The sequence below is a fragment of the archaeon genome, from assembly GCA_016432545.1.
Taxonomy (GTDB): Archaea; Thermoproteota; Nitrososphaeria; order Nitrososphaerales; family Gagatemarchaeaceae; genus UBA183.
The window spans coordinates 517,233-539,946 of record CP066694.1 but is presented as its reverse complement, the minus strand read 5'-3'; the positions used below and the strand labels follow the sequence as shown (position 1 = coordinate 539,946).

The 22,714-nt window shown below is 59.6% G+C and carries 28 protein-coding genes; 12 read left to right on the top strand and 16 right to left on the bottom strand.

The window, feature by feature from the left end; translation table 11 throughout:
* Positions 1-243: 243 nt before the first annotated feature.
* Together HY247_02970 and HY247_02965 are read left to right on the top strand one after the other, a co-directional pair.
* Complete coding sequence (locus HY247_02970) at positions 244-459, top strand: antitoxin VapB family protein (protein ID QQG49286.1); 216 nt, start codon at positions 244-246, stop codon at positions 457-459.
* Entirely contained in the window at positions 456-857 is a 402-nt protein-coding gene (locus HY247_02965) for a type II toxin-antitoxin system VapC family toxin (GenBank protein ID QQG49285.1), read from the top strand. Before HY247_02970 ends, HY247_02965 begins: the two co-directional genes overlap by 4 nt.
* Before the next feature lie 206 nt (positions 858-1,063).
* On the opposite strand, the gene HY247_02960 is transcribed toward HY247_02965, so the two are convergent.
* The 3 genes from HY247_02960 to HY247_02950 form a co-directional block, all read right to left on the bottom strand.
* The gene (locus HY247_02960; protein ID QQG49284.1) at positions 1,064-1,462 is read right to left on the bottom strand and encodes a PIN domain-containing protein; all 399 of its coding nucleotides are present in this window, start codon (positions 1,460-1,462) and stop codon (positions 1,064-1,066) included.
* A complete protein-coding gene (locus tag HY247_02955) occupies positions 1,459-1,707 on the bottom strand; it encodes an AbrB/MazE/SpoVT family DNA-binding domain-containing protein (protein ID QQG49283.1) in 249 nt (82 codons plus the stop codon). Before HY247_02955 ends, HY247_02960 begins: the two co-directional genes overlap by 4 nt.
* 280 nt (positions 1,708-1,987) lie before the next feature.
* Positions 1,988-2,224, bottom strand: a complete 237-nt coding sequence (locus HY247_02950) for a hypothetical protein (protein QQG49282.1) — start codon at positions 2,222-2,224, stop codon at positions 1,988-1,990.
* Positions 2,225-2,365: 141 nt separating this feature from the next.
* Between HY247_02950 and HY247_02945 the strand changes: the two genes are divergently transcribed.
* On the top strand, positions 2,366-3,109 hold the full coding sequence (locus HY247_02945) for a hypothetical protein (GenBank protein QQG49281.1): 744 nt from the start codon (positions 2,366-2,368) through the stop codon (positions 3,107-3,109).
* Positions 3,110-3,184: 75 nt separating this feature from the next.
* Here the strand turns inward: HY247_02945 and HY247_02940 are convergent, their stop codons facing one another.
* Complete coding sequence (locus tag HY247_02940) at positions 3,185-4,342, bottom strand: S53 family peptidase (GenBank protein ID QQG49533.1); 1,158 nt, start codon at positions 4,340-4,342, stop codon at positions 3,185-3,187.
* 210 nt (positions 4,343-4,552) lie between these two features.
* Between HY247_02940 and HY247_02935 the strand changes: the two genes are divergently transcribed.
* The 5 genes from HY247_02935 (at position 4,553) to HY247_02915 (ending at position 6,228) form a co-directional block, all read left to right on the top strand.
* Positions 4,553-4,783, top strand: a complete 231-nt coding sequence (locus HY247_02935) for an AbrB family transcriptional regulator (GenBank protein ID QQG49280.1) — start codon at positions 4,553-4,555, stop codon at positions 4,781-4,783.
* On the top strand, positions 4,761-5,243 hold the full coding sequence (locus HY247_02930; GenBank protein QQG49279.1) for a PIN domain-containing protein: 483 nt from the start codon (positions 4,761-4,763) through the stop codon (positions 5,241-5,243). The genes HY247_02935 and HY247_02930 overlap by 23 nt, the downstream gene beginning before the upstream one ends.
* Before the next feature lie 99 nt (positions 5,244-5,342).
* The gene (locus HY247_02925; protein QQG49278.1) at positions 5,343-5,594 is read left to right on the top strand and encodes an AbrB/MazE/SpoVT family DNA-binding domain-containing protein; all 252 of its coding nucleotides are present in this window, start codon (positions 5,343-5,345) and stop codon (positions 5,592-5,594) included.
* Positions 5,572-5,994 (top strand): type II toxin-antitoxin system VapC family toxin, encoded by a 423-nt coding sequence (locus HY247_02920; protein ID QQG49277.1) that lies wholly within the window; start codon positions 5,572-5,574, stop codon positions 5,992-5,994. Before HY247_02925 ends, HY247_02920 begins: the two co-directional genes overlap by 23 nt.
* Positions 5,995-6,087: 93 nt before the next feature.
* The gene (locus tag HY247_02915) at positions 6,088-6,228 is read left to right on the top strand and encodes a hypothetical protein (protein ID QQG49276.1); all 141 of its coding nucleotides are present in this window, start codon (positions 6,088-6,090) and stop codon (positions 6,226-6,228) included.
* Between the two features lie 120 nt (positions 6,229-6,348).
* On the opposite strand, the gene HY247_02910 is transcribed toward HY247_02915, so the two are convergent.
* The 12 genes from HY247_02910 to HY247_02855 form a co-directional block, all read right to left on the bottom strand.
* Positions 6,349-6,933 (bottom strand): hypothetical protein, encoded by a 585-nt coding sequence (locus HY247_02910; protein QQG49275.1) that lies wholly within the window; start codon positions 6,931-6,933, stop codon positions 6,349-6,351.
* Positions 6,921-7,571 carry a nucleotidyl transferase AbiEii/AbiGii toxin family protein gene (locus tag HY247_02905; GenBank protein ID QQG49274.1) on the bottom strand — a complete coding sequence of 217 codons (651 nt, stop codon included), beginning with the start codon at positions 7,569-7,571 and terminating at the stop codon, positions 6,921-6,923. The genes HY247_02910 and HY247_02905 overlap by 13 nt, the downstream gene beginning before the upstream one ends.
* Positions 7,572-7,691: 120 nt before the next feature.
* Positions 7,692-8,342 carry a hypothetical protein gene (locus HY247_02900; protein ID QQG49273.1) on the bottom strand — a complete coding sequence of 217 codons (651 nt, stop codon included), beginning with the start codon at positions 8,340-8,342 and terminating at the stop codon, positions 7,692-7,694.
* A gap of 92 nt (positions 8,343-8,434) precedes the next feature.
* Positions 8,435-9,337 (bottom strand): ferrochelatase, encoded by a 903-nt coding sequence (gene hemH / locus HY247_02895; protein ID QQG49532.1) that lies wholly within the window; start codon positions 9,335-9,337, stop codon positions 8,435-8,437.
* A 17-nt stretch (positions 9,338-9,354) separates the two neighbouring features.
* The gene (gene hemE / locus HY247_02890; GenBank protein ID QQG49531.1) at positions 9,355-10,380 is read right to left on the bottom strand and encodes a uroporphyrinogen decarboxylase; all 1,026 of its coding nucleotides are present in this window, start codon (positions 10,378-10,380) and stop codon (positions 9,355-9,357) included.
* Positions 10,377-11,663: a glutamate-1-semialdehyde 2,1-aminomutase gene (gene hemL / locus HY247_02885; GenBank protein QQG49272.1), complete on the bottom strand. Its 1,287-nt coding sequence runs from the start codon at positions 11,661-11,663 to the stop codon at positions 10,377-10,379. Before hemL ends, hemE begins: the two co-directional genes overlap by 4 nt.
* A 9-nt stretch (positions 11,664-11,672) precedes the next feature.
* Entirely contained in the window at positions 11,673-12,383 is a 711-nt protein-coding gene (locus HY247_02880; protein ID QQG49271.1) for a chlorite dismutase family protein, read from the bottom strand.
* Complete coding sequence (gene hemB, locus HY247_02875; GenBank protein ID QQG49530.1) at positions 12,380-13,312, bottom strand: porphobilinogen synthase; 933 nt, start codon at positions 13,310-13,312, stop codon at positions 12,380-12,382. The genes HY247_02880 and hemB overlap by 4 nt, the downstream gene beginning before the upstream one ends.
* A 48-nt stretch (positions 13,313-13,360) precedes the next feature.
* Positions 13,361-14,110 (bottom strand): uroporphyrinogen-III synthase, encoded by a 750-nt coding sequence (locus HY247_02870; GenBank protein ID QQG49270.1) that lies wholly within the window; start codon positions 14,108-14,110, stop codon positions 13,361-13,363.
* Positions 14,107-15,024 (bottom strand): hydroxymethylbilane synthase, encoded by a 918-nt coding sequence (hemC, locus tag HY247_02865; GenBank protein ID QQG49269.1) that lies wholly within the window; start codon positions 15,022-15,024, stop codon positions 14,107-14,109. Before hemC ends, HY247_02870 begins: the two co-directional genes overlap by 4 nt.
* A complete protein-coding gene (locus tag HY247_02860; protein QQG49268.1) occupies positions 15,021-16,157 on the bottom strand; it encodes a hypothetical protein in 1,137 nt (378 codons plus the stop codon). The genes hemC and HY247_02860 overlap by 4 nt, the downstream gene beginning before the upstream one ends.
* A 176-nt stretch (positions 16,158-16,333) precedes the next feature.
* Positions 16,334-17,950, bottom strand: a complete 1,617-nt coding sequence (locus HY247_02855) for a glycosyltransferase family 39 protein (GenBank protein QQG49267.1) — start codon at positions 17,948-17,950, stop codon at positions 16,334-16,336.
* A 100-nt stretch (positions 17,951-18,050) separates the two neighbouring features.
* On the opposite strand from HY247_02855, the gene HY247_02850 reads away from it, so the two are divergent.
* From HY247_02850 to HY247_02835, 4 genes are all read left to right on the top strand, one after another.
* The gene (locus HY247_02850; protein ID QQG49266.1) at positions 18,051-18,605 is read left to right on the top strand and encodes a zinc ribbon domain-containing protein; all 555 of its coding nucleotides are present in this window, start codon (positions 18,051-18,053) and stop codon (positions 18,603-18,605) included.
* Between the two features lie 349 nt (positions 18,606-18,954).
* Positions 18,955-21,546, top strand: coding sequence for a hypothetical protein (locus HY247_02845; protein ID QQG49265.1), 2,592 nt, complete (start codon positions 18,955-18,957; stop codon positions 21,544-21,546).
* A 148-nt stretch (positions 21,547-21,694) separates the two neighbouring features.
* Positions 21,695-22,357: a nucleotidyltransferase family protein gene (locus HY247_02840; protein QQG49264.1), complete on the top strand. Its 663-nt coding sequence runs from the start codon at positions 21,695-21,697 to the stop codon at positions 22,355-22,357.
* A gap of 36 nt (positions 22,358-22,393) precedes the next feature.
* Complete coding sequence (locus tag HY247_02835) at positions 22,394-22,705, top strand: Rieske 2Fe-2S domain-containing protein (GenBank protein ID QQG49263.1); 312 nt, start codon at positions 22,394-22,396, stop codon at positions 22,703-22,705.
* The last annotated feature ends 9 nt before the right edge of the window (positions 22,706-22,714 follow it).

Below are 22,714 nucleotides of genomic sequence, written 5' to 3'. Positions count from 1 at the left end.
AGGTCCCGGTAAAGTGAAGTTCGTAATACTGGGCGGGAGCACCGCAGAGGGAAAAGACAGCAAGAAGGAGTATAGGCGCCTCAGGTTTGCGCTCAAGAGGTGACTACGATCCTCATCAAAGTAGTCACCCTGCCAGCCATCCTCCTATCTGGTTAATCATCGCCAGGCAGGCAAGGGGGATTGCAAAGACCGTTACCGGGCGCAGCAGGTCTTAAATATGTAGTGATGTATACACATATGTAGATGCCCACCAAAACCCTCGCCATAAGGGAGGAGGTCTATCGGAAGTTAGCCGGGGTCAAACGCGCCGGCGAGAGTTTCAGCGACCTCATCGAGAGGATTCTGGACAGGAAGGAAGACCCGCTTGCTCTCTGGGGCGCACTCTCTGACAGCGAGCACCTGGCGAAGTTGGAGAAGGAGTCGCGGGCGATCCGGAATGGCGCAAGGTCCCGGACTTGATGATCCTCGACACTTCTGCAGTGATAGAATTCCTGCGCGGCGGTGAGAGAATTAGGTCCATTGTGGCGGCAGCCTTGCAGTCCGGAGAGGTCATCGCCACCACGGCGATTTCCTACTTCGAACTGATGGCCCCCATCTCTCACATGAGGCTCAAGAAAGAGGAGATGGCGATCAGAGCCCTGGTTGGCGAAATCCGGATGCTCCCCCTAGACCAAAAGGCCTCGGAAGAGGCGGCCCAAATCATGGGCGCGTTGCTTAGAGTCGGGAGACCTATCAATGCTCTAGACGTATTGATTGCCGGGGTAGCCGTGGCTAACAAGGCAAGCGCGATAGTCACATCAGACCTCGACTTCCAACAGGTGGAAAAGGTAGCTGATCTGAGGGCGGTGCTCATCTAATCGTCCTGAAGCTCCCACGCGGCTTCGGACTCAGACGTTCGATTTCCGCGTCGCCGATCTTCCCTCCTATCCCGATGACTGGGAGTTCGCTCCTGGTGAACTTGGCCGGTGGCAAACCACTCCGGCAGGAGGGCCTAACCTGCACGTGAGCCTCAGCACTAGGTCGGGCCAACCCATGAATCGATGAAGGGGCCCCGGGCCGAGTCCTAGGTAGACACAGGAAAGTGCTTAGTCCGCACCGCCTTGTTATTCGCGAGCTGGGTGTCTGTGGTAAGGAGGATCGCACCCGTCCTCTGTGCCAACGCCAGGGCGAAGGAGTCGGAGAGCGAGAGCTGGGAGTCCCTGCACTTGAACGCCCCCGCCCGCAACGTAAGGTCCTCATCCGTCTCAACCACGTTCAGGATCTCGGCAGTCTGACGGAACCGGATCACTGCCGTCTGTCTTCCGAGGACGCGGCACGTCAGATAGAAGAGTTCCGCCATGTTCACGCTGGCCACGCTTCCAGGGGAGCGGCCCGACTCGACGTCGCGGAACGCACCCTCTACCCGTCGGTCTTCAGCGAAGTGAAGGGAGATTACCCCAGTATCGAAGGTGTAACCGGTCAATCCTTTCCCGCTTCTCTTCTGCGCTCACTCTCTAAGCCTCGTACCGCCTTCACAATCTCGTCTTTGTGGTCCCTGTCTATCCCGAACAATTCGCTAGGTGACAGGAGAGGGACAAGCAAAATCGCCCCCTCGTACTCGACGAACGCCACCTTGGTGCCTTCTTTGAGCGCGTACTTTCTCCTCAAGCTGGCAGGGATGTTGACCATGCTCTTGCTTGTAATCGTCGCGGTGTCGGTCACTACCATGCGAAATAAATGAATTCCATGTATTTAAGACCGACGTATGGTCGGGAGGTAGACCTGATCTCAAAAGGCAACGAGAGTAAGTAGTACCCATGCCCCACAGGATACGCCAAGCAATGAAGGGCAAACTGAAGGAAGACTACGGGGGGTTGACGTCGGTTGACCTCCAGAACTCTGTTTGGGCAGGAAGAAAGGGAAAGTCGTAGACGCAGCGGAAGTTTCTAGGGTGACGTTGGAGGACCGAGAGTTCCCTCGACTACTTACGAGGCCAACTTAGGTTGCACTAAAAGCTCTGTTGGCTCTTCCCTATGGTCCCGTACGTCGCAACCAAGGCCCCCGCACCCGTCGCGAGCCACCCTCCCATCTGGGTGAGCGTCGCCAGGTAAGCCAGGGGATAGTAGAAGGCCATCGCCGGGCCTTCAGGGACGGGGGTGCTCGCCTGCAAGCCGTATCCAATGGACACAACAACGGCTCCCAGCGCGAACAGGAAGATTCCAGTCGCAGCGGTGTCGCTTCGCATCGTCAGACAGTCGACACTTGGGCGCTACGGTTCCTAATGAGCGGTGTCAACAGGCCTTGACCCTTCGCGCGAAAGTCTGCACAAATTGGCCTCAGAGGACTTTAAGTCGGGAGTGAACCAACCCATCAGCCCCGAAACGGATTGCAAGTCCAAGGTGTTCCCCCAGCCCAGAAGGAGCCGACCGACGGCGAGTCTTGGGAAGTCGGTCGCAATCCTCTGAAGTTGGTCGCTGCCGTCGTGGTTGTCGTCATCCTGATAGTCTCGAGCATCGTTTTCCTCCTACCCTATCTGATGTCAGCCTTCAACACCGGTCCGGCCCCTGTCTGGCGTTCCTTCGCGGTCTTCGACCAGAACGGGGAGCTCGCCACCGAGAGCTGCCGGGCCGACAATCTCCAAGGGGGCTTCGGCGGCCTCTTCAGCAGGATATCCCCAGAGAGCGTCATAACTTGTTCCTACAACGGCCAGGACTACAAAGGGAAGGTAGGCACGGACTGCAACATAGCGCCCAACGGCCCCGCGCCCCGCGTCAACGGGACTCTGGTACCCTTCGACGGGTGCACGATGACCTTCGCGCCCCTGCAGCAGCTCTTCTCAGACATCTTCGTTGTCACTGGGAATGGCTCGAGCACCTCACTCCCAGTGTACTCTTCCCACGCCGTACTCGCTTGGATCAACAAGACCTCCGGATGGAAGGCCAACCACTGCGCACTGCTGGTCAACAACGAGACGAAGAATGACGGCCAGCTTGTATGCTACTACCTCGGGGTCCCATACTCCGGGGCCCCTCCCGCGTCTGCTTGCACGTTCAAGGCCCAAGTCCAGGTCAACGGGGTCGCAGTACCTCCCGGCGGCTGCATACTCCAAAGGTCCGAAGCTCGCACCTAGGCCACGGCACATCCACCAGCGCATGCCGAGACCTGGTTCTCACTAGGACTCTGCAAAAAATATCGGATGGATCTTTTAATGCGACTGGAGGTATGGCACTAAGTTGTTTGCCAGCGGGCTTCCGACTCCGGTCACGAAGTCGTAGCCTGAGGAGGCGCTACAGTCTGTTCCGCAGTTTCCGTTGGTCCCTGCGGTGATGTCCCTGAAGTTCGAAGCATAGGCGCTGCCAGTTGCGGAGTTGTAGACGATGGAGCCAGTGCCGAAGGAAGTGGAGGAGATGGGAGTAGACCTTCCGCTGTTCACGATGGCGAAGAGCGCGGCCCACTGTGGGGACCCTGCGCTGGTGCCTCCGACCTGGAACCAGCCATGCTGCCCGTGGTAGCCATAGCTGTCGTAAACGGAGACGCCCGACTTCGGGTCCGCGTCGTACGACACGTCAGGCGCGCCTCTGTTCCCGCCCGTGGTGGTCAGAAGCGTCCCTGTGGAGGTCCCGCCGTATGTGACCTGGTAGGACGGCTCGCTCTCATAGGCGCTAATCCCACCGCCGCTGCCGGGCCAAGCCGTCTCGCCCGTGAAGGTCTTGTCCCTGTTGAAGTTCAGTGTGGTTCCTCCCACGCCTATGACGTTCGGAGAGGAAGATGGATAGATCACGCCGTGTCCGCCGTCTCCGGACGACGCGAAGAAGCTGACGCCGGAAACCTGGAAGTGCGAGTCGGAAGAAGCTTCGCTGGAGAATTCGCCGCCTCCCCAACTCATCGATAGTTGGTGTACTCCGCTCTGAGTCGCGGCGTAGTCGATGGCGCCGAACAAGTTTGTGAAGCTATTGGTCGCGGCCTCTACGAGGAGTATTTTGGCGCCAGGCGCTATGGCATGAGCCCACTGGATGTCTAGGGAGATTTCAAGTGCCCAACCCTGGTCGGCCCTCGGAAGTCCCTGGGGCGTTGCCTTGGTGAAGCAGCCGTTGGCCGTAGTGCAAGCCGGTAGGCCAAACTGGGTGCTGAAGGTGGCAAGGTCGCTCTCCGCCGTTGGGTCGTCGAAGGCGTCCACAATCGCGATCGTCTGCCCTGAGCCACAGGTCAAGCCTGAGCTGCATGACAGGAGGTTGAACTGATAGAGCTGGTTGATTGTTGTAGGAGAGAGACCGGTCGGTGATGTGGTGGCGTCGCCCCTCACATGGAAGAGTGGGCTCGCCGTGGCTGCGCTCGTCCCGCTAAGGGCAGTCGCAACTGACATCACGCCGCCGAGGCCGGAGAGCAATAGTATGCTAGTCGCAATAAGTGATTGTGCAAGTAGTTTTCGTGATTTTTGCACGTGCAAGTCCGAGGCACAGCCGGCTAAAAGGGTTTAGAAAATGCATAGAAGTGGGCAGACCTTGCATTCTGAGGCGCCTATTAGTCGTCCCTTGGGGGGCTTAAATATCAGCCCACTAGTGAACTGGTGGGAATGAGGACGGTGGTAGAGGTGGACGAGAAAGGAAGGATACTGCTGCCTTTGGAGTTGAGGAAGCGAATGCACGTCAGGCGCTTTCAGGTGACAGTAAAGGGGAACAAGATAGAACTTGAACCCATCCAGGGACTCGCCGAGCTAAAGGGCAAGTACAGGGACTTGATCGGGTCAGAGTGGGAAGAACTGGAGGAAAAGGGAGAAGACCTTGTCGATTCAGGGCGAAGGTAGGGAGAACCCGCCTTCCCTCCTGTGCGATACCGACGTGTTCTTCTTCTACCTCAAGGGCGGAAGGTGCCAGGTCCAAGCCGAGCTAGTCTTGAAGTCGGCCGAAGAAGGGGAACTCGAGTTGAGAACCTCTTCGGAGGTCTACGATGACGCAATCACGGCGATAAGGGCTGACGGGTTGCCGCTCGAAGTCGCGCAAAGATTCGTTGCCGACATCAAGTCTTTCAGACAGACCTCTCTTCCGATGACCCCCGAGATCGCCGAAGACGCACTCGACCTCTACCGAAGGCACGGCGGCCGACGGAGGCTGAGCTATTTCGACTCATTCCACGTGGCGACTGCGAGGAGATACGACCTTCCCTTGCTGACCAGCGATAGGTATGTCCTTGAAGAATCGGAGACCCTAGGCTTGAAGGTCTGGGACCTGGCTCGCTGGGAGCGTCATCAACCAGACCGCTATTGAGGGCGCGGTCTTCGGACGTCGCAGTTCCTGGTGTGAACCGGGAGCGAACGCACTAGGCAGCTGGAGGAAGGGTTATAATCGTGTGGGGACTTCAGTGGGATGGGAACCGACGTGGGAGAGGCAGTAATCGACGAACGAGGAAGGATAGTGATACCCAATGAGATTAGGGTGGAGCTCAAGCTAAGACCTGAGCAAAGGCTGAAGATTTCCACGAAAGGAAAGGAGCTCGTCCTGTCGCCGGAGGTCGGCGTGGACGAATTTGCCTCCGGACTCAGAGGATGCGTCAGGGGGTCGAGCGTCAAGCCAGAGGACCTCAAGACAATTTGGGGTGTCGTCCATCCTCATCATTGACACCAGCATCTGGGCCTACTACTTCGATCGTGACTCTCCCGAGCACAAGTCAGTGGTCGAGCCAGTGGAAAAGGCGCTGAAATCGGAACAGATAGCAATCAACACGACAATAATCATGGAGTTGGGCCACTTCCTGATCAAGAACCTGGGCCCAGTCGAGGGAGGGGAAAGACTCGGCCTGTTTCTCCGTTTCCCTTTGGTCATTTCAGACTTTGAGTACAGGAGCGCGCTTGACTCCCTGGAGATGCTCAAGAGGTACTCGCATCTTGGCGTGGGGGGCAGAGACGCAACCATCCTCGCACTGATGAGCAGGGCCGGGGTGAAGAAGATCATGACCCATGACGAAGCACTGAAGAAGGTGGACTGGCTCGAAGCCTTCGATCCGGTCGCAGGGGAGTGAGCGTGTGCTTCACTTTCATCCCTCTCCATCGTGAGAGTCTCGGCCGCCCCGCGAAGCCTTTGAGCGTCTGTACACCATTCGGAGTCAGCGAGAATGAGGCCTAGTCAACATAACGAAGAGGATTTTGTCGGGGAGTTGGAGGAAATCAAGAAGGACCCAAAGAGGTGGGAAGAATTCATGGCCGGACAGGCTGAGAAGGCGCTGAAGCATTGGCCGGGCCGGAAGAAGAGATAGAAGAGCTGCAAGCATCCACCAGGACCTTCTCGGCTTCGCCGTGTGCGGCCCGAAGTTCAGCGACGGCAGACGTTCCCTCCTGCATCAAGGCGACTAAAGTAGGGGTTGCCATCCGTCAAGTCAAGGCCCGAGCAGCCCACCGGAGGCCAGCTTCTTCCTCGTGGGGACTTCATATTTCTGGAGATACTTCCGCAACTTCTCGCGATCGGATTGCTTCAAGGCACTCCTGACGAACTCCCTCCCCGGGCTCACGCCGAAGTAGACCAGGTCGATCAAAGTCTTCTCGATGTCGGATACTGGAAGAGCGGCGCCTTCGTACTCTAGGTAGTCGTATCCAAAGAAGTACCGCTCCTCGATCCTGTGGACGACTATCCTCCCGCCCATGCTCTCTCTTAGCCCGGGTCGGACCCTCGATGGGGTCACTATCACCGGGTTGGTGGCTTGGTCCCAGAGCCTATGGAGGCTGAGGGCCTCCTCGAGCCCCAAGTAGGCCGGCATGAAGGCCATGACCGCGAAGGTCGGGTCCGTCCTCGCGCTGTACCACCCCCTCGCAACCCTGCTTACTTCCCCCTTGCACGCCAGGTTGTGCAGCAGGAGGGAGGCGTATCCCTTGTCTCCGACGATGATTTCCACGTCCCGGACCCTGAACACGGGGGTCATCCGGATGAAGTCCTTCACCTTGCTGAGATGTACTACCTTGCCCAATCCTGGATCGCCTCCTTCATCTCTTCAGCCCGCGGGGCCACGCCCGAGAGCACGAGGGCCTTCAGGCTGTTCTCGTCGATGGGCTTCTTATACTTGGTGAGCATCTCCTCGACAGCCGAGACTGCTTCATCCCTGGTCTTGACGAGTGGGAGAAGGGAGAACACGTCGTAGAGGTCCCTAACCTTCCTCCTGTCCGAGTAGGCCGCGGCTTTCTCCGCGAGAAGTCCTTCCGGAGGAAGAGTCCTGACCGCGAAGTACCCTCCGTTCAGCGTCTCGAATGGCCTAGTTACCGACCTTTCTCTCTCTCGTAGGACGGCTTCGAGGCTGACGGCTGACCTTTGATACCGAAAGCTCGCGAAGATCGCTCTCTCGGTCCTCTTCACTTTCTCTCTTTCCAGCCCGTCCGACTCCAGGCGTCTCGAGACTAGTTCAAACCGCCCGCCCGCAGACTTGGGAAGGTAGAAGTCGAGGTCTCCAGAGAATCTGTTTCCCCCGTAGCACCTCCAGATTGCGGTCCCGCCATGAAGTACTGCGCTGGGGAAGACATCGTATACGGCCGCGGCCGCCAGATCCTGCGCAAAGGCGAGGTCCTTCTGGGCCCTGCTCCTGAGTCGGAACGCGAGCGCGAGGGCCGGCAAGACGCATCAAGAATCAACCGTCCATATATATATACATAATCTTGGTAGATTGTAGAAAAGAGAGAATGCTCTGGAAATGGAGCCGCGCCCGTACGGCAAGGGCCGGGCCTATCGTATGGTCTACGCGAGGAGCCCTTCGTCCTCTTCGCTCCGCGCTGCGGTCGCGGGGACCCTAGGGAGCTCCTGCTCCATCCTCTGATACGCGACCGCCGAGGCCTCCTCAAGGACCTTCTCAGCCTCATCGTTGGCGGCCCCGAAGTTCAGCGACGTTCCGCCCACCGAGCCGGCCTCAACCAGAGTGCTGCTCAGGAGCGATGAAATCTCGTCCAGCTCGCCTTGCGCGTTCGGGAGCACCGTCCCCAGGCCCGCCTTGACGCCCCTTACGACTGCCACGGTCGGCGCCAGCGTAGCGGCGATGTCCCCGAGGTCGGTGATCGTCTGTAGCCTCATCGAGACCTGCTCGAGGGCGAGCTTGGCCCCGGTCACTGTGGACCCGACCTTCCTTACCTCAGATAGCTCGTTAGCGTAAATCGCAGCGTGGTCCCTGTCCCCCTTCTGCATCGCGAAGACCACCTTCCTGAAGATCGTCTCGTCCCTAGTCTTGATCTTGGCTTCGGCGGCGCCGAGCCTGGAGATGAGAAGACTGATGTCACGTGTGGCCTTGTCGATCTGAGGGCGGATAGGTGCGGAGCTCCTCAGCAGCCCGCTGAGCCCCTTGCCCCCGCCGCTCTGGTCTTGCTTATTCTGCCAGTTCTTGGAGAACCCGGACATCCTGAGCCCTGTGAAGCTCCAGTCGGTTCTAATGGCGGATGCTTTATTCTCGCTGGCCCTTTGGGTAGTTTTGTTCGACCGATTTGGGCCGGCTACGCCCGAGGCGCTGAGCCCGAGTAGCCAGCCGACTCGACGACCGAATACAGAGCATCTATCATCTCTGGCCTGGCGTTGGGCAGATCGCACCGCTCGACCCTCATCCCGGCTTCCTTTGCCCAATTCTTGCACTCGACGTCCAGGTCATACAGAATTTCGAGGTGGTCCGACGTGAATCCGAGCGGTGCCACCAGGAGGTTCCTCTCCCCGCGGCGGCCGAGCTCCTCTGCATGCTCCAGTATGTCCGGCCCTAGCCATGGCTCGCCCGTGTGGCTGGCACTCTGAAATGCGAATGACCACTTCCCGTTGCCGGTCGCATCCGCGACAAGCTTCGAGGTCTCGAGCAGCTCATCCTTGTAGGGGTCGCCCTCCTTGAGGATTCTCTCGGGGAGGCTGTGGGCAGAGCAGACCAGCCAGTGACTGCCATCGAACCGTCCTTGCGCCTCGTTGACTAGGACGCCCCACAACTCGACCAACTTCGGGTTCTCGTGCCAAGACTTCACGAAATCGATTTTCACTTTGCCATTGAGCTTCCTGCTGGCCTCTTCCATGGCCGCGAGATAGCCGCCAGTGCTGGTCTTTGAGTAGTGCGGAGCCAAGACTACTCCGAGCAAGCTGTCCACTCCGTCTCTTTCTGCCCTCTCGACGACCTCCCCGATGAACGGCGGGGAGTGCTTCATACCCGCGTAGACCAAGGTCTCCGACCCCTCGCTCCTCAGTCTGGCTTCCAGGCCGTCTCTCTGGCTCTCGGTTATCCTGATCAGGGGAGATGCTCCGCCGATGGCCCTGTACCTCCCCACGAGGTCCTCCAGCTGCTCGTCGCTTGGCTTCCGCCCCCCGCGGATATGGGTGTAGTATGCCTCCACGCCCTCGAGGGACGCCGGGGTCCCGTAGGCCATGAGAATCACGCCCTTCGTCAATTCCTGACCCTCGTCCTCTCGCGAACTGTCTTCACTATCGCCCTCAGGTTCTCCGGCGGCGTCTCCTTCAGGACCCCGTGCCCCAGGCTGAAAACATGCCCGCGGTGCTGCTTGGCTTGTTCGACTATCCTCGTCACACCCTCATCCATCCGTCTTCCCCCCGCCACGGCGAGCGAGGGGTCTAGATTGCCCTGGACGGAAACCGAGTCTTCGCACCTCTTCCACACGCTGCCTATGGGGACTCTCCAGTCCACGCTCAGGACTCTGGCCCCGGTCTCGCGGAAGCCTTCTATGAGGTGGGATGAAGACGCGCAAAAGTGGATCGTCGCCACCTTCTGGTCGACTGAATCGAAGATCTCCTTCGTATACGGAAGGACATACCGGGCGTAGTCCTCCGGCGAGAGGCAGCCGACCCAGCTGTCGAAGAGCTGGACAGCCTGGACGCCGTGGGCGACCTGCCCCCTGAGATAGTCCTTCACCATCTTGGTGAGCTTCGTCATGAGCTCCCCCCAGGATTCGGGTTGAGTGTACATCATCGACTTTGTGACTCCCAACTCCCTGCTCGGCATCCCTTCGATGAGATAGCCGGCGAGGGTGAACGGCGCGCCCGAGAATCCGATCAGAGGTACCCCGTCGAGCTTCCTCACCGTTTCATCGATTGCGTCATAGACCGCGCCCGCGTCTCGTTCGGCGTCGAAGTTTCCAAGGGCCGCGACCCCATCCGCTGACCTGATCGGGTTGGAGACGACCGGTCCCACATTCTCTTCTATCTTGAAACCGACCCCCATGCCCTCCAGAGGGAGCATTATGTCCGCGAAGATTATGCCTGCGTCTACCCCGAGCTCCCTGACTGCGTCGCAGGCCGCAGTCGAGGCAAGTCCTGGGTCCTTGGCGACGTCGAGGATGGACCTGTTTCCTTTGAGCTTCCGGTACGATGGGAGATATCGTCCTGCCTGGCGCATGAACCACGTAGGGGTGTATTCGACCTCCCTGCCGAAACACGCGTCTATGAAAGGACTCAGTCTCCTTCCTCCTTCAAGGCGGCAAGCGCCGCACCTCCAGTCTCTCCGACGTCTTGCTCGGTGTGCGCCGTCGAGAGGAAGATTGTTTCGAACGGGGACGGCGGGAGATAGTTTCCCCTTTTCAGCATCCGTTGATGGAATCTCGGGTACCTATCGGAGGCCGTCGCCCTCGCGTCGCCAAAGCTACGGACCCTCGAGCCGCCGAAATAGAACCCTACCATCGATCCGACCCGATTCACGGTGACTTCCACTCCCGCCTCCGAGGCCGCCTGAAGTAGGGCCTCCTCCAGGGCCGAAGATGTCCTCTCGAGGCGCTCGTAGGCCCTCAGGTCAAGGGCCCGCAGCGTGGCGAGACCTGCCGCCATGGCAACTGGATTCCCTGAGAGCGTCCCCGCTTGGTAGACCTTGCCTTCTGGGGCGACGAGGCTCATCAGTTCTGAAGACCCTCCGTACGCCCCCACGGGCAGCCCTCCGCCGATCACCTTGCCCAGGAGCGTCAGGTCCGGGGCGACGTCGTAGAGTTCCTGGGCCCCGCCCCGAGCGACTCTGAATCCAGTGATGACCTCGTCAAAGATCAGGACCGCCCCGCAGGAGCTTGTCAGCGTTCGGAGTGCTCGTAGGAATCCCTCCTCGGGCGGGACCACCCCCATGTTCCCTGCGACCGGCTCGACTATCACCGCGGCCAAGCCTTCACCCTCAGCCTCTACCACTTTGGCGACCGCTTCGACGTCGTTGAACGGAACAGTGACGGTGTCTGAGGTGACCCCTTCGGGAACCCCCGGCGAGGTTGGTATTTCCAGCGTGGCCAAGCCGGAGCCGGCGGCGGTCAGGAAGGGGTCAGCGTGCCCGTGATAGCATCCTTCGAACTTCAGGACCTTCCTCCTCCGAGTGTGGGCCCTGGCCACCCTGAGTGCGGACATCGCCGCCTCGGTGCCCGAATTGACGAACCTCAACTTTTCGATTCCGCGCATGGACCTGTGGATCTCCTCGGCGAGTTCCAGCTCTGGGAGCGTGGGCGCCCCGAAGCTCGTCCCCCGCTTGGCAGTGCTCACTATCGCCTTAAGGACGTCAGGATGGGCGTGACCAATTATCAGAGGCCCCCAAGAGAGCACGTAGTCCGTGTACCTCGACCCGTCCAGGTCCCACAAGCGCGCCCCCTCGCCGCGGTCGATGAACCGCGGCACTCCACCGACCGAGCCAAAGGACCTCACTGGGCTGCTGACCCCGCCCACCATGACCTCCTTCGCCCTCTCGAAGAGCGACGCTGACCTTGCGGTTTCCAAACTCGCTCCCTATCCCGCCAGGTCCAGCATCCTCTCAGGCCGGACCCTCGCGCAGGTGAATATCGGCGTTTCGAGGGCGGTGTACATGCTCGCCTCCGAACCTCTGAGCTCCTCGACGAGCTTGAGGAAGTCGCTTGGGTCGTCTCCTTCGAACGAGAGTACGAACTCCTGGTCGTCCAGGCCGAACGAATAGCCGGTGTTGATCTTGATCTTTGGGTACTTGTGGCCTATCCTGAAGTGGTCTCCCATCATCCTCCTCCTCTCCTCGAACGGGAGCCTGTACCATTCCCTCTTCTTGACGAAAGGATAGACGAAGATGAACTTGGAAATCCCAGTCCCAGACTGCCCCGCAACCTCCTGTCCGGGATGGCGGTGTTCTCCAAGGTACTGCGAGCCCCTCCTCAGAGCTAGGTAAGAGTAGGGAACGTCCAGGTATCTTCCCAGGCTGGTCCCGAGTAGGTCGGAGACGAGCGCCTGAAACTCTAGGACGTCGTCAGCGTCGGCGACCACGAGGAAGTCGACGTCGCCTCTTAGTCCGACAAGTGAGAAGCACTGCAGACCGACCTTTCCAACGTGCCTCCCGAGGGCGGAGAGGAAGTCTGCCTTCATCGCCTTTCGGGCCTCCCCGTCCTTGGAGCGGAAGCCCTTCGAGAGCTTGAAGAAGGTGTACTTCAGGTACCTGACCTTGCCCTCGTCGGTCGGACCTTGGCCCTCTGTCAAGGCCTGGACCCTCCCCAGCCGGAAAACTTCTCCGCGAAGTATGTGATTATGATGTCGGCGCCCGCGCGCCTGATGGATGTGAGGACCTCCATGGCTGCCCTCTCTTCGTCCACCCACCCCATGCGGGACGCGGCGACGACCATCGCATACTCCCCGCTTACATTGTAGGCGGCGATGGGAAGGTCGAACCTCGCCCTTGCACTCGCAATCACGTCGAGGTAGGCCAGGGCCGGCTTCACCATCACGATGTCCGCGCCCTCCCTGACGTCGCTCTCGATCTCCCTCAGGGCCTCCCTCGCGTTCGGTGGGTCCATCTGGTAGCCCCTCCTGTCCCCGAATGAGGGGGCTGACCCGGCTGCATCCCTGAAGGGGCCGTAGAAGGAGGAGGCGTACTTTGCCGAGTAGCCCATCACGAGGGTCTCCTTGAATCCCCCGCCGTCGAGAGCGGAGCGTATCTCCGCGACCTGTCCGTCCATCATGGCGCTTGGTGCGACCACGTCTGCCCCTGCCCTCGCATAGGCAAGTGCAGCCTTCCCCAGCAGCGGGATGGTCGCATCGTTGTCCACTACATCGCCTGAGAGGACACCGCAGTGCCCGTGCGACGTATACTCACAGAGGCAGACGTCAGCCATTATCACGCCGTCTGGGACCTTCGTCCGAATCTCCTTGACTGCGCTCGGCACCACTCCATCGGGGGAGTAGGCCCCCGACCCTGTCTCGTCCTTCCTGTCGGTCACCCCGAAGAGAAGGAAGGACCGGATCCCGAGATCGCTCAGCTTCTTAGCCTGCGAAGCCGCCGCTTCTGCGGAGTAGCAGGTAAGCCCCGGAAGGCCCTCGACCGGACGGACGACTCCAGTCCCGCCGCACACGAAAAGTGGGGCGACGAGTCTTGACGGGTTCAGCTCGGTCTCTCTCAGTAGGGCCCTCATCCCTGCCGAGCCGCGGAGCCTCCTTAGCCGTGAGGCGCGTGCGTCCACCTAGCGGTCCCCCATGGTCTCTCGGACAAGGTCGAGGAGGGATTCGAAAGTGCTCCGGTCGGGCATGACCACCGAGGTGAAGCCGCGGTCCCTCGCCGCTGCGGCTGTCACCGGCCCTATGCAGACCGCAGTCTTCGCAAGGACCTGGTTCAGCATCCCTTCCGGGATGGAGGTACAAAATGAGTCAACCGCTGACGGACTGCCGAAGACTATCACCTGGGTGCCCAGGACCTGCCCCGGGTCATCGATTTTCATCTTCTCAGTCCTGTAGATGGGAACATCCTCGACCGAGAATCCCCTCCCCTGAAGGACTTCTGTCATCCTCTTCTCGGCGATGTCTGCCCGGAGAAGCAGGACGCTCCCTGGCGGCCCGGGGAGGTCGCGCGCCAGGGCCTCGGTAAGATACTCCCGAGGAGTGAAGTCGACACGGACGCCGCGCTCTGCAAGAGTTCCCCTAGTCCCTTCTCCTACGGCCCCCACCTTAGGCTTGGGCCCCCATGAGAGAGGATGGCCAAGATACTTCATTCTGTCCGAGAAGAACCTGGCCCCGGTGGAGGAGGTGAAGACGAGCCAGTCAAACCGCGCAAGTTCCTCGAGCTTCGAGTCCACCTCAAACCAGGATGAGGGGGAGCGGAAGGCGAGAAGGTCGAGAGCGACTACCTCGAGTCCCATGGCCCTGAGCTTTCCCTCGAGTTCCAAGTTCCCCTCATGGGACCGAGTAAGCAGGACGGTCTTTCGCTCGGCGGTCAAGCCAAGACCTCCTCCAGGATCTCTCTCCCGCCCATGCTGAGCATCCGGTCCGCGAAGTCTCTGCCCGCCCGCGAAGCCTCTTCGGCCGGAGCATTGTCGACCAGGCGAACAACCTTCGAGCCGTCGGGTGAAGCGATTGCGCCGGTCATCCTGATGGACCCGCCTTCGAGCCTCGCGCAGAACCCGGCCGGAAGGTCGCAGTCTCCACCGAGCCGAGCTGCGAAGGCCCTCTCGCACTCGGACTCCGTCCTCACACTAGGGTCCTCGATGCTCCGAAGGTAAGAGGCGGCATCCGCGTCTTCGACCCTGCTCTCGACCGCGATGGTCCCCTGGCAGGGGCTGGGGACGACCTTGTCGATCGAGAAGAACTCGGTGACTCTCTGGAGTTCGCCCAACCTCTCGAGGCCTGCCGCAGCGATCACGATGCCCTCCAGGCTCCCGCTTCCCACCTTCCTCAGTCTCGTGTCCACATTGCCGTGAAGGTCCACGACCTCCAGGTCCCCCCTGAGCGCCCTGAGCTGGGCCTTCCTCCGTATGCTGCTCGTTCCCACTGCCGACCCGTTTGGTAAGTTGGAGAGCAGTAGCCCGTGCGCGGAGACAAGTGCGTCGCGCGGGTCCGCCCTGACCGGGGTCGCGCCTACTTCTAGGCCTCTTCCAAGGCTGGTGGGGAGGTCCTTCATGCTGTGGATGGCGAGGTCTATCTCGTTGGACTGGAGCATAGCCTCGAGGTCTCCAGTGAACGCTCCCTTGCCTTCGACCTCTCCCCTTCGCTCTTCGGGTAGCTTGTCCCCGGTGGTGTTGACTACTAGCACATCGATCTCCGTTGCCGCGCGTGCCCGAAGCAGCCCGCATACAATCTCGGTCTGGACCAAGGCCAGCCTGCTGCCCCTCGTGCCGATCTTGATCCGCCTCATGGTCTCTCCTCGATGAATATCTCACGAAGGAGCTTCATCCTTTGTTCCTGAGGAAGGTCAGGAGTAGACAACTTTGCAAACGCCGCGGGCTTCGCCAGGACCTTACTGGTTATCCTCCGCCCGAGGGCTTCTACGAGCCGCTTCTCCCTTGGGCTCAGCCCGTCGAGCCTTCGCAGGGTCCCCTCGGTCTCCTTAACCCTTATCGCCTCCGCCCACTGGAACATCGCGGGCAGCTCGGGCGCAAGCTTGCTCGCATTGAGCCATCGTTCAAACCTCGATGACTCGGCCTCCACGGCGGCCAGCGCCTGGGCGACCGACGGGTCGTCAGGGGCCTTCACGACTCTTGCAAGGTCGTCGAGGTCGAATAGCTGCGTCCTTCCCCGGCCACGGACCCTTGGGTCGACGTTCCTCGGGAACCCGAGGTCTAGTATCACTCTCCTCTTTGTGTCCTTCACATCACTGGTCGTTACTGCCAGTCTGCTCCCCGACGTCGCGCATATCACTAGCTCTGATTCAGAGAGCGCCTCCCTTATCCGGCTCCAACCCACGCGCTCCGCACCTGCGAAGCTTGGAGGGAGCTTCGGCCTCCTTGTAGCAACTCGGACCCGCCCCCCGAGGCTGGACGCAGCGATCCTCGATATCTTGCCCGTTCCGACGAGGAGGACTCCCTTCGGCGGCCTCCCGAGCTTCTTCCTGGCGAACGCGATTGCGAGCGTAGCCACAGACTCCTTTCTCGCTCTAAGATTGGTTCCGACCCTGGATCCCACCTCCACAGCGGAGTCAAAGACCGAAGAGAGTATCCCCTTGGAGGACCCGGCGAGACGCGCCTGCCTCCCAGCGGATCTCAGCTGTCCAAGTATCTGGGCGTCTCCGATTACAAGAGAGTCGAGGCCGGAGGCGACCCTGTAGAGGTGTGAGAGGGCCTCTCTCCCCTGTATGCAGTACAGTGGTGCTTGCCCGATCCGCCTCATGGACCAAGCAGTGACCTTGCCAAGGGCGCCCTCGGGGTCCTGGGTCGCCATCACCAGCTCCACCCTGTTGCAGGTGACTATGACCGCCCACTCCGAGTCCCCGACGGCTCGCCTGAGCCCAACCCCTCCAAGCAAGGAAGCAAACTTCTCGCGATAGTCCAAGGTCGAGTTCCTGAAGGAACATCCGACCACCAGGGGAACTGGGCGCAGTAGGGAGAGTCCTCGAATCGGTTGGCTCGTGATGTCTGCTATCTTAGGCAGGGCATCGGCCGCGCTCTAATATTTTATTTAACGGTTGTTATACTCCAAAAACCCCTCTAGAAGGGGCGGCACCGCACCTAGTACCCGATCAGGATGCGCAGCCACTCAGGAAGGAAGGCCTTGACGGGAAAGAGGACGAAGAAGACTCCGAAGACTCCTGCCAGATAGAGATAGACGATCGGCCGTGGGATCCCCTTCCTAGTCAGGAGGTACGCCGTACCAAGGGCGAGGCCCGGCATCGCTGGTATCAGGTAGAATGGGTAGGTCACTCGTCCCAAGGCGTAGAGGAGAAGATAAGGAAAGTAGTTCCATGAGAACCAGAGGAGTGAGAGTAGCGAGACCTTGAGGTCCGAAGGTCCAGTCACCTGAGCCTCCGCTGCCTCGGGGGAGAGTGACCTGGGCTTCAGTCTCTTCCACAGAGTGTAGACGGTGAGCGGAACCCAGAGGAAAGTAGCCCAAGCCTCAAGGAGGTTCGTGAAGCTGCGGTACCCAACAGTGGTGTAGAAGACGCTCACGCAGGCAGGTCCGGGTCCTGGGTTCGGGCAGTACCTGTACGTCTCGACGAGGTAGGGGATCGGCCAGTAGTACGTAAGCCACGAGAAGGGCGTGACTGGGGTGTTGCTCGGCCCATACACGTAGCTTCCCTTCCCGACCAGCGAAGCCCCGTACCTCAGCATGAAGACTATGTGGTCTATGAAGCTGTGGACGGAGGAACTGACGAACAGCGAGTCGTAGACCTGAAGCCCCACGGCGAATACTGCGAACCCGGAGACGGCGATGACCACGGTCGGCTTCAGCCTCGCCTTCAAGGCAGCCATCCACCCTCCCCCCGTGATCCCCTCCCCGGCTTCTCCGGCCAGCAGGTGGTAAGTCAGGAGCGTCAGGGCGAGGAAGACCGCAGTCTCCTTTGTCAGCCCCGCAATCCCCATAAGGGCGCCTGAGACGACGAACCTGTCGAGCCTCCAGAGTTTGACTCTGTAGAAGTAAGTGACGAATGCCAGCAAGGAGAAGAAGACCATGTGCACATCGATGAGGGCGGCGCTCGAATGGACGAAGAACATAGTGTCGAGCCCCAGGAGGACCGTAGCGATGAGTGAGAACCTCCGGCTCGCGGTCAACTTCCACGCCAAGAGGTAGAGCAGGGGGAGGCTGGACGTTCCAAGCAGAACTTGAAATATCCTCCAACCGAAGTCGTTGTCCCCGAAGAGCGCAATCCCGGCCCCGACGAAGGCCTTCGAGAGGTAGGGGTGTTCGAAGTTGCAATCTGAAACGAGAGAGCGGAAGTCAACGTTACAGCTGACGCCATGCTGGATCCTCTCCCCGGCAAGGACGTAGTACTGCTCGTCCCCGATGCACCCATTGACCATGTCCCCCGAGTCGTAGCAGTCCGCCGTCGCCGGCGAGTTGATGATATAGAGGTGCGCTCCTAGGGTCAAGCCCAGGATGATTCCGACCGCCAGCATTGCCTTCCTCTCTGCTGGGTGCGTCGAGTACGCGTGCCACAACCCGGAGAAAATCGCAGATGTCACAAACACGAAGAAGGCTAAGAACGCCAACTCGACTCCCGCGAACAGGATGGGTCCCGGACTCGCCGCATTGAGGACGAGGAGAGAGAGCAAGACTCCAAGGGCAACGAGGGCGCCGGCCCCCAGCCGCAGGGCTATGCGGGCCAGCCCGTCCCTTCGGGTTGGCAACGCGGGTGCGTCCACGGCCGGTCATCGTGGGAGCTCGATAGAAAAAGGGGCCGCTCACCCAGATACGCTTATCTAACAACCGAGCCTCGGTTTTTCGCCGATGCCATACTGCAATAATTGTGGGAAGGAGTTCGTGACTGGGACGAAGTTCTGCCCAAACTGCGGAACACCCCAGCAGGTCGCCCAGCAGCAGGCGGCGCCCAGCTTGCAGGAGTCGCCTCCGCCTCCCCCTCAGGTCCCAGTCTATGTTCCTGCTCCCAGGGGCCCTCCGAGGCCCAACGGGGTGACCGCATTGATGGTCCTCGAGGCCTTCGCTGGTGTTCTGATTCTACTCATAGCCCTGAGCTCACTCAGCCTTCCAGGTGTGGTTGCGGGTGCGATTCTTCTTGGAGTGGTACTCCTCGTCCTGGGGACAGCCACCCTCGCAGCCTTTTATGGGATCTTCAGGCTCAAGCCATGGGCCTGGACGGTCGCCCTGTGGTCATCAGCCGGGGTCCTGGCATTCGGGGTCCTCGCTCTGATAACCGGGGCGTGGCAGCTGGGGGTCCCCAGCATCCTCTTCGGAGCCTACGGGGTCTACTACCTCCGAGGAGCAGATGCGAGGGCTTTCCTGGGCAGGCCAGCGGGCGCAAAGGCCGCAGCGCAGAGCAAGTAGCTCAGAGCCTCCGGACCCAGAACTCCCCTTCGCGAGGTTGAACGCTATAAAGGACCGGGAATCGAGCCCCATTTGCCCGCCATTCTAAAAGGAAACACTTCGATTCTTTGAAAATCTCTCTTGAACGCGTCTGAACGATTCTAATGCCACGTTTTCACTCTTTTTTCCCGGGCGAACCGGAGAAAAGCCCTCAAAGCGGTGCGAACGCCACAAAGAATGGACAATTTGTCCATGGGGCTTAAATACTAGATTTGGGAGGCGAATTCTGAAAATGAACATACATACGAGTAATTCGTATGCAAGAAAACTCGGTTCAGGAACATTACTAGCTCTATTGCTGGTTTCGGGATTGATTCTGTTCGTCCCGATCGGCATCTCTCATGCAACGATCACAGGCAACATGGTACTTGGTCACGTGAACCCGGCACACACCGTTTACGCTGGTGCAACAAACAACGTAACGGTTGTCGCAGGTTCTTCACTCGTGACTCTGCAGGACAACGCGGTCCCATCGGGAACGCTCCCTGCTGAGCTCGCGATCGACTTCACTACGGGCCCAGTCACATTCACTGCCCCGCAGTTCTTCCTCTACATCTCGAAGAACGGCTTTGGTAACGTGAACACCACGGCTGGCGACATCAGGTATGCCGGTCCGTTCAACGTGACCGACCTAGTCGGCGCGTTCAAGACCAAGACCTTCTCGGGTCACACCTACTACATCGGAACTGGTTCAACTACGAAGAAGCTGATCATCGGACCAATCCCGATCACAATCTCTAGCGCGTATGCCTACATCAAGATATACGACGGATCTTGCGGGTCGAATCCAACCTTCTGCGGTGGTACCGGAATCGCCGGCGCCCTCCAGAGGCTCATCGTAAAGCCTGGTCTCCAGGTGACACCCTCCTCGGGTGCGGCTGGAACGCCAGCCACTTTCATGGGCGGTGGATTCCCAGCGGGCATCAACATCTTCCTCGGCTACAGCTACACCTTCTACTACTGGACGAACGGAACTGCAAAGTTGAAGACGGGTAACATCGTCGGCAACTTCAGCACCGGTCCAGGCTACTTCAACCAATCAGCCGTGATGTTGGACACAAAGCAGGGTGTCGGTGGAACAGGCGGTCCTCACGCGACGACCGTCATCACCTTCACAGCCTACAAGGGCAACAGCCCCCACACCGCGTATGCAACCACCACGTTCACGGAGAGCAACAGGGGCTTCGCCTCTATACTCTCCTACGACAGCGGTGGAACCGCGGTGGATGTGACCAATTCGTGGGTCTCGGGCAAGGTTTACGCCAACGACACAGCGATCACAACCTCTGCGGGCGTTCTCGCCCTGGCGAAGCCGTGCTCCGGCCCTACCCAGTGCGTCTATGCCAAGATCTTCGGCGCAATTTGGATCGCTGGCAACTGGTCGTACGTCAGCTCGGCCATCAGCTTCTGGATTAACGGAACCCAAGTTGGGAGCGCAACTTCCAGCTCCAAGGGCTTCTTCAACGGAAGCTTGACAGTCCCGACTACCCTCTCCAACGGCCTCCACAATGTCAAGGTCAACCTTGGCAACAACGTGTGGTACAACTTCAACATCTGGGTCCTCCCAACTCTTGTTCTCACACCATCGCAGGGAACTGCGAGCAACCCCAACACAAACGTCACTCTAAGCGCTTATGGCTTCCCGGCGGACATCAAGGTGCTCATTTACTGGAACTCCACTACGTGGAATGACGGTAACTGGTACAACCTAGTCAACGGAACCACTGGATCCAACGGTCAGTTCAACGGGACCGTTTGGTTCACCGTTCCAGAGACCTTCGGCGGTAGCCACAATGTCGCTGCAATCGACTACACTACCCAAGACATCCTCGAGTCGGGCGTACTAACGTCATACGCGGTCCTTCCGAACAACAAGGGCTGCTTTGACCTTGGTGACGGCCTGTACGAGGACATGTGCGAAGAGTTCCCAGAAGCAGGAATCACTATGACCCCATTCACAGTCGTCGCAAGCCTTGAAGTCAACAACAACAACGCCTTCAACAACACCGGATCCCTAATCCAGGTGGTAGCAGAAGGGCTCATCCCCGTCAACTACTACTCGGTCAACATCGACAACCAGATGGCGGACTTCTCAACTACACTCATTGGCGGCGTCACTAGTGGAACCCACACCGAAGTGGTCTGCACTACTAAGACCACCGGCTCGGGTATCGGAGGCGGCGAGGTCCACGTGACCTGCAAGACAATCACCGTGACCGGAAGCTCCGGCTCTTTCGTCGGAGTACACGGTTTGGTCACATCCAACCCCAACGGTACTGCGTGGCTGTGGATCGTAGCAGCCGGCTTCAGGCCAGGCATCCACGAGATCTCACTCACCAGTACCCCGGAGAACTACACGGGCTCGCCTCACGTATACGGTCCAGAAGTCTATGACACGTTCTGGGTAGGGACGGGCAACGACACGGTCTACAACGGCCTGTCGAACCAGCTGTCCGCGCTCAGCGCGATGATAGCTTCGTTCTCCTCGACCCTCAGCTCCATCCAGTCCACCGTGCAATCCATCCAGTCCTCTGTCAACACCCTCTCAGCTAGTGTAACATCGCTACAAGCATCAGTCACAAGCATCTCTTCGATGGTCACGAGCATCCAGTCGGATGTTTCGTCCATCAAGGCAACAGTCGCCGACATCAGTACCTCACTAGGTACTGGCACCTCCGGCATCACTTCCAAGATCGACGACCTGACAACGAAGGTCAACTCGATCAGCACAACCCTGGGCCAAGTTCAGACGTCTGTCAATGGTCTATCAGGACTTTCGGGACAGGTTACGGACACGCTAAATGCCGCTAACCAAGTCTCGACGTACGTCCTAGTAGCCATTGCACTCTCAGCCATCACATTAGTGCTGGCTCTTGCAATCCTGATCAGAAAGCTGTCCTAAACAGACGGCTTTCTCTTCTTTCTTTTTTTCCGAAACCTAGCGTAAGCTCTGCACCTCTTCCAGGGAGAACGCTTATGTCCGAAGGCAAGCCGGGCGAGGACCGGGTGCTTTCGCGACGAGGGCCATAATCCTGGCGGGCGGGCAGGCGATGCGCCTCAGGCCCCTGACCGAGGACATCCCAAAGCCTCTAGTCCTCGTCAACGGGCGGCCGATCTCCGAGCTCCAGATCGACTGGCTCGCAAAGGAAGGGGGAGTCGACGAGGTCACCTTCGCCTGCGGATACAAGTGGCAGAAGCTCCAGGAGCACTTTGGGAGCGACTACAAAGGAGTCAAGGTCGGGTATTCCGTGGAGGAATCTCCCCTGGGGACGGGTGGCGCTGTGAAGAAGGCCCTCTCCGGGGTGCCCAACGAGGACCTTGTCCTGATTGTCAACGGGGACATCGTCACCGACCTTTCGCCAAGCAGGATGGTCGACGCCCACAGGCAGGCCGGGGACATCACGGCATCGATGCTCGTGGTCCCGTACAAGTCCAGGTTCGGCGTGGTCAAGATAGACAAGCTGAAGACTGTGAGGGGATTCGAAGAGAAGGCGGTCTTTCCGGACGTCTGGATCAACGGCGGGGTCTACGTGCTCAACGCGCGCAAGGCGCTGAAGTACCTCCCTGAGAACGGCGACATCGAGAGGGAGACCTTCCCGAAGCTGGTAGCGCACGGAGAGCTCCTCTCCTTTCCCCACTACGGCGACTGGCATTACATTGACTCGCCAAAGGATCTCAAGGAACTGGAAGAAGCGCTGCAGCAGCCCGCCTAGGGAAGGTTTTATCTCCGACCGCAGGCCGCGTGGGTTATGAACGATTTCGCGAAGGCCGTCGAGGCGTCGAAGATTCCCACCGGAAACATGATGACGGTCGAGGTGGACGGGGAGTCGGTCCTCATCTGCAACGTCGATGGAAGGTACTACGGCATGGGGGCGATCTGCACCCACGAAGAGTGGGACCTGTCCGAAGGAACCCTGGAGGGGACGAAGGTCACCTGCGCGGGCCACGGGACAGTCTGGGACCTCAACACGGGTAAAGGAGTCTACGACGAGCCGGTCGCGGACGAGCCTCTTTACGAAGTCAAGGAAGAGGCCGGGATGCTCTACGTCAAGAAGAGATAGATTTCAGCC

What these genes read in the sequence shown, in the direction of transcription:
- HY247_02970 (QQG49286.1), top strand. Translation starts at nt 244, where the DNA reads ATGCCCACCAAAACCCTCGCCATAAGGGAGGAGGTCTATCGGAAGTTA.
- HY247_02955 (QQG49283.1), bottom strand. Translation starts at nt 1,707, where the DNA reads ATGGTAGTGACCGACACCGCGACGATTACAAGCAAGAGCATGGTCAAC.
- HY247_02950 (QQG49282.1), bottom strand. Translation starts at nt 2,224, where the DNA reads ATGCGAAGCGACACCGCTGCGACTGGAATCTTCCTGTTCGCGCTGGGA.
- HY247_02940 (QQG49533.1), bottom strand. Translation starts at nt 4,342, where the DNA reads ATGTCAGTTGCGACTGCCCTTAGCGGGACGAGCGCAGCCACGGCGAGC.
- HY247_02935 (QQG49280.1), top strand. Translation starts at nt 4,553, where the DNA reads ATGAGGACGGTGGTAGAGGTGGACGAGAAAGGAAGGATACTGCTGCCT.
- HY247_02925 (QQG49278.1), top strand. Translation starts at nt 5,343, where the DNA reads ATGGGAACCGACGTGGGAGAGGCAGTAATCGACGAACGAGGAAGGATA.
- HY247_02915 (QQG49276.1), top strand. Translation starts at nt 6,088, where the DNA reads ATGAGGCCTAGTCAACATAACGAAGAGGATTTTGTCGGGGAGTTGGAG.
- HY247_02900 (QQG49273.1), bottom strand. Translation starts at nt 8,342, where the DNA reads ATGTCCGGGTTCTCCAAGAACTGGCAGAATAAGCAAGACCAGAGCGGC.
- hemH (QQG49532.1), bottom strand. Translation starts at nt 9,337, where the DNA reads ATGGCCTACGGGACCCCGGCGTCCCTCGAGGGCGTGGAGGCATACTAC.
- hemB (QQG49530.1), bottom strand. Translation starts at nt 13,312, where the DNA reads ATGAGGGCCCTACTGAGAGAGACCGAGCTGAACCCGTCAAGACTCGTC.
- hemC (QQG49269.1), bottom strand. Translation starts at nt 15,024, where the DNA reads ATGAGGCGGATCAAGATCGGCACGAGGGGCAGCAGGCTGGCCTTGGTC.
- HY247_02850 (QQG49266.1), top strand. Translation starts at nt 18,051, where the DNA reads ATGCCATACTGCAATAATTGTGGGAAGGAGTTCGTGACTGGGACGAAG.
- HY247_02840 (QQG49264.1), top strand. Translation starts at nt 21,695, where the DNA reads ATGCGCCTCAGGCCCCTGACCGAGGACATCCCAAAGCCTCTAGTCCTC.
- HY247_02835 (QQG49263.1), top strand. Translation starts at nt 22,394, where the DNA reads ATGAACGATTTCGCGAAGGCCGTCGAGGCGTCGAAGATTCCCACCGGA.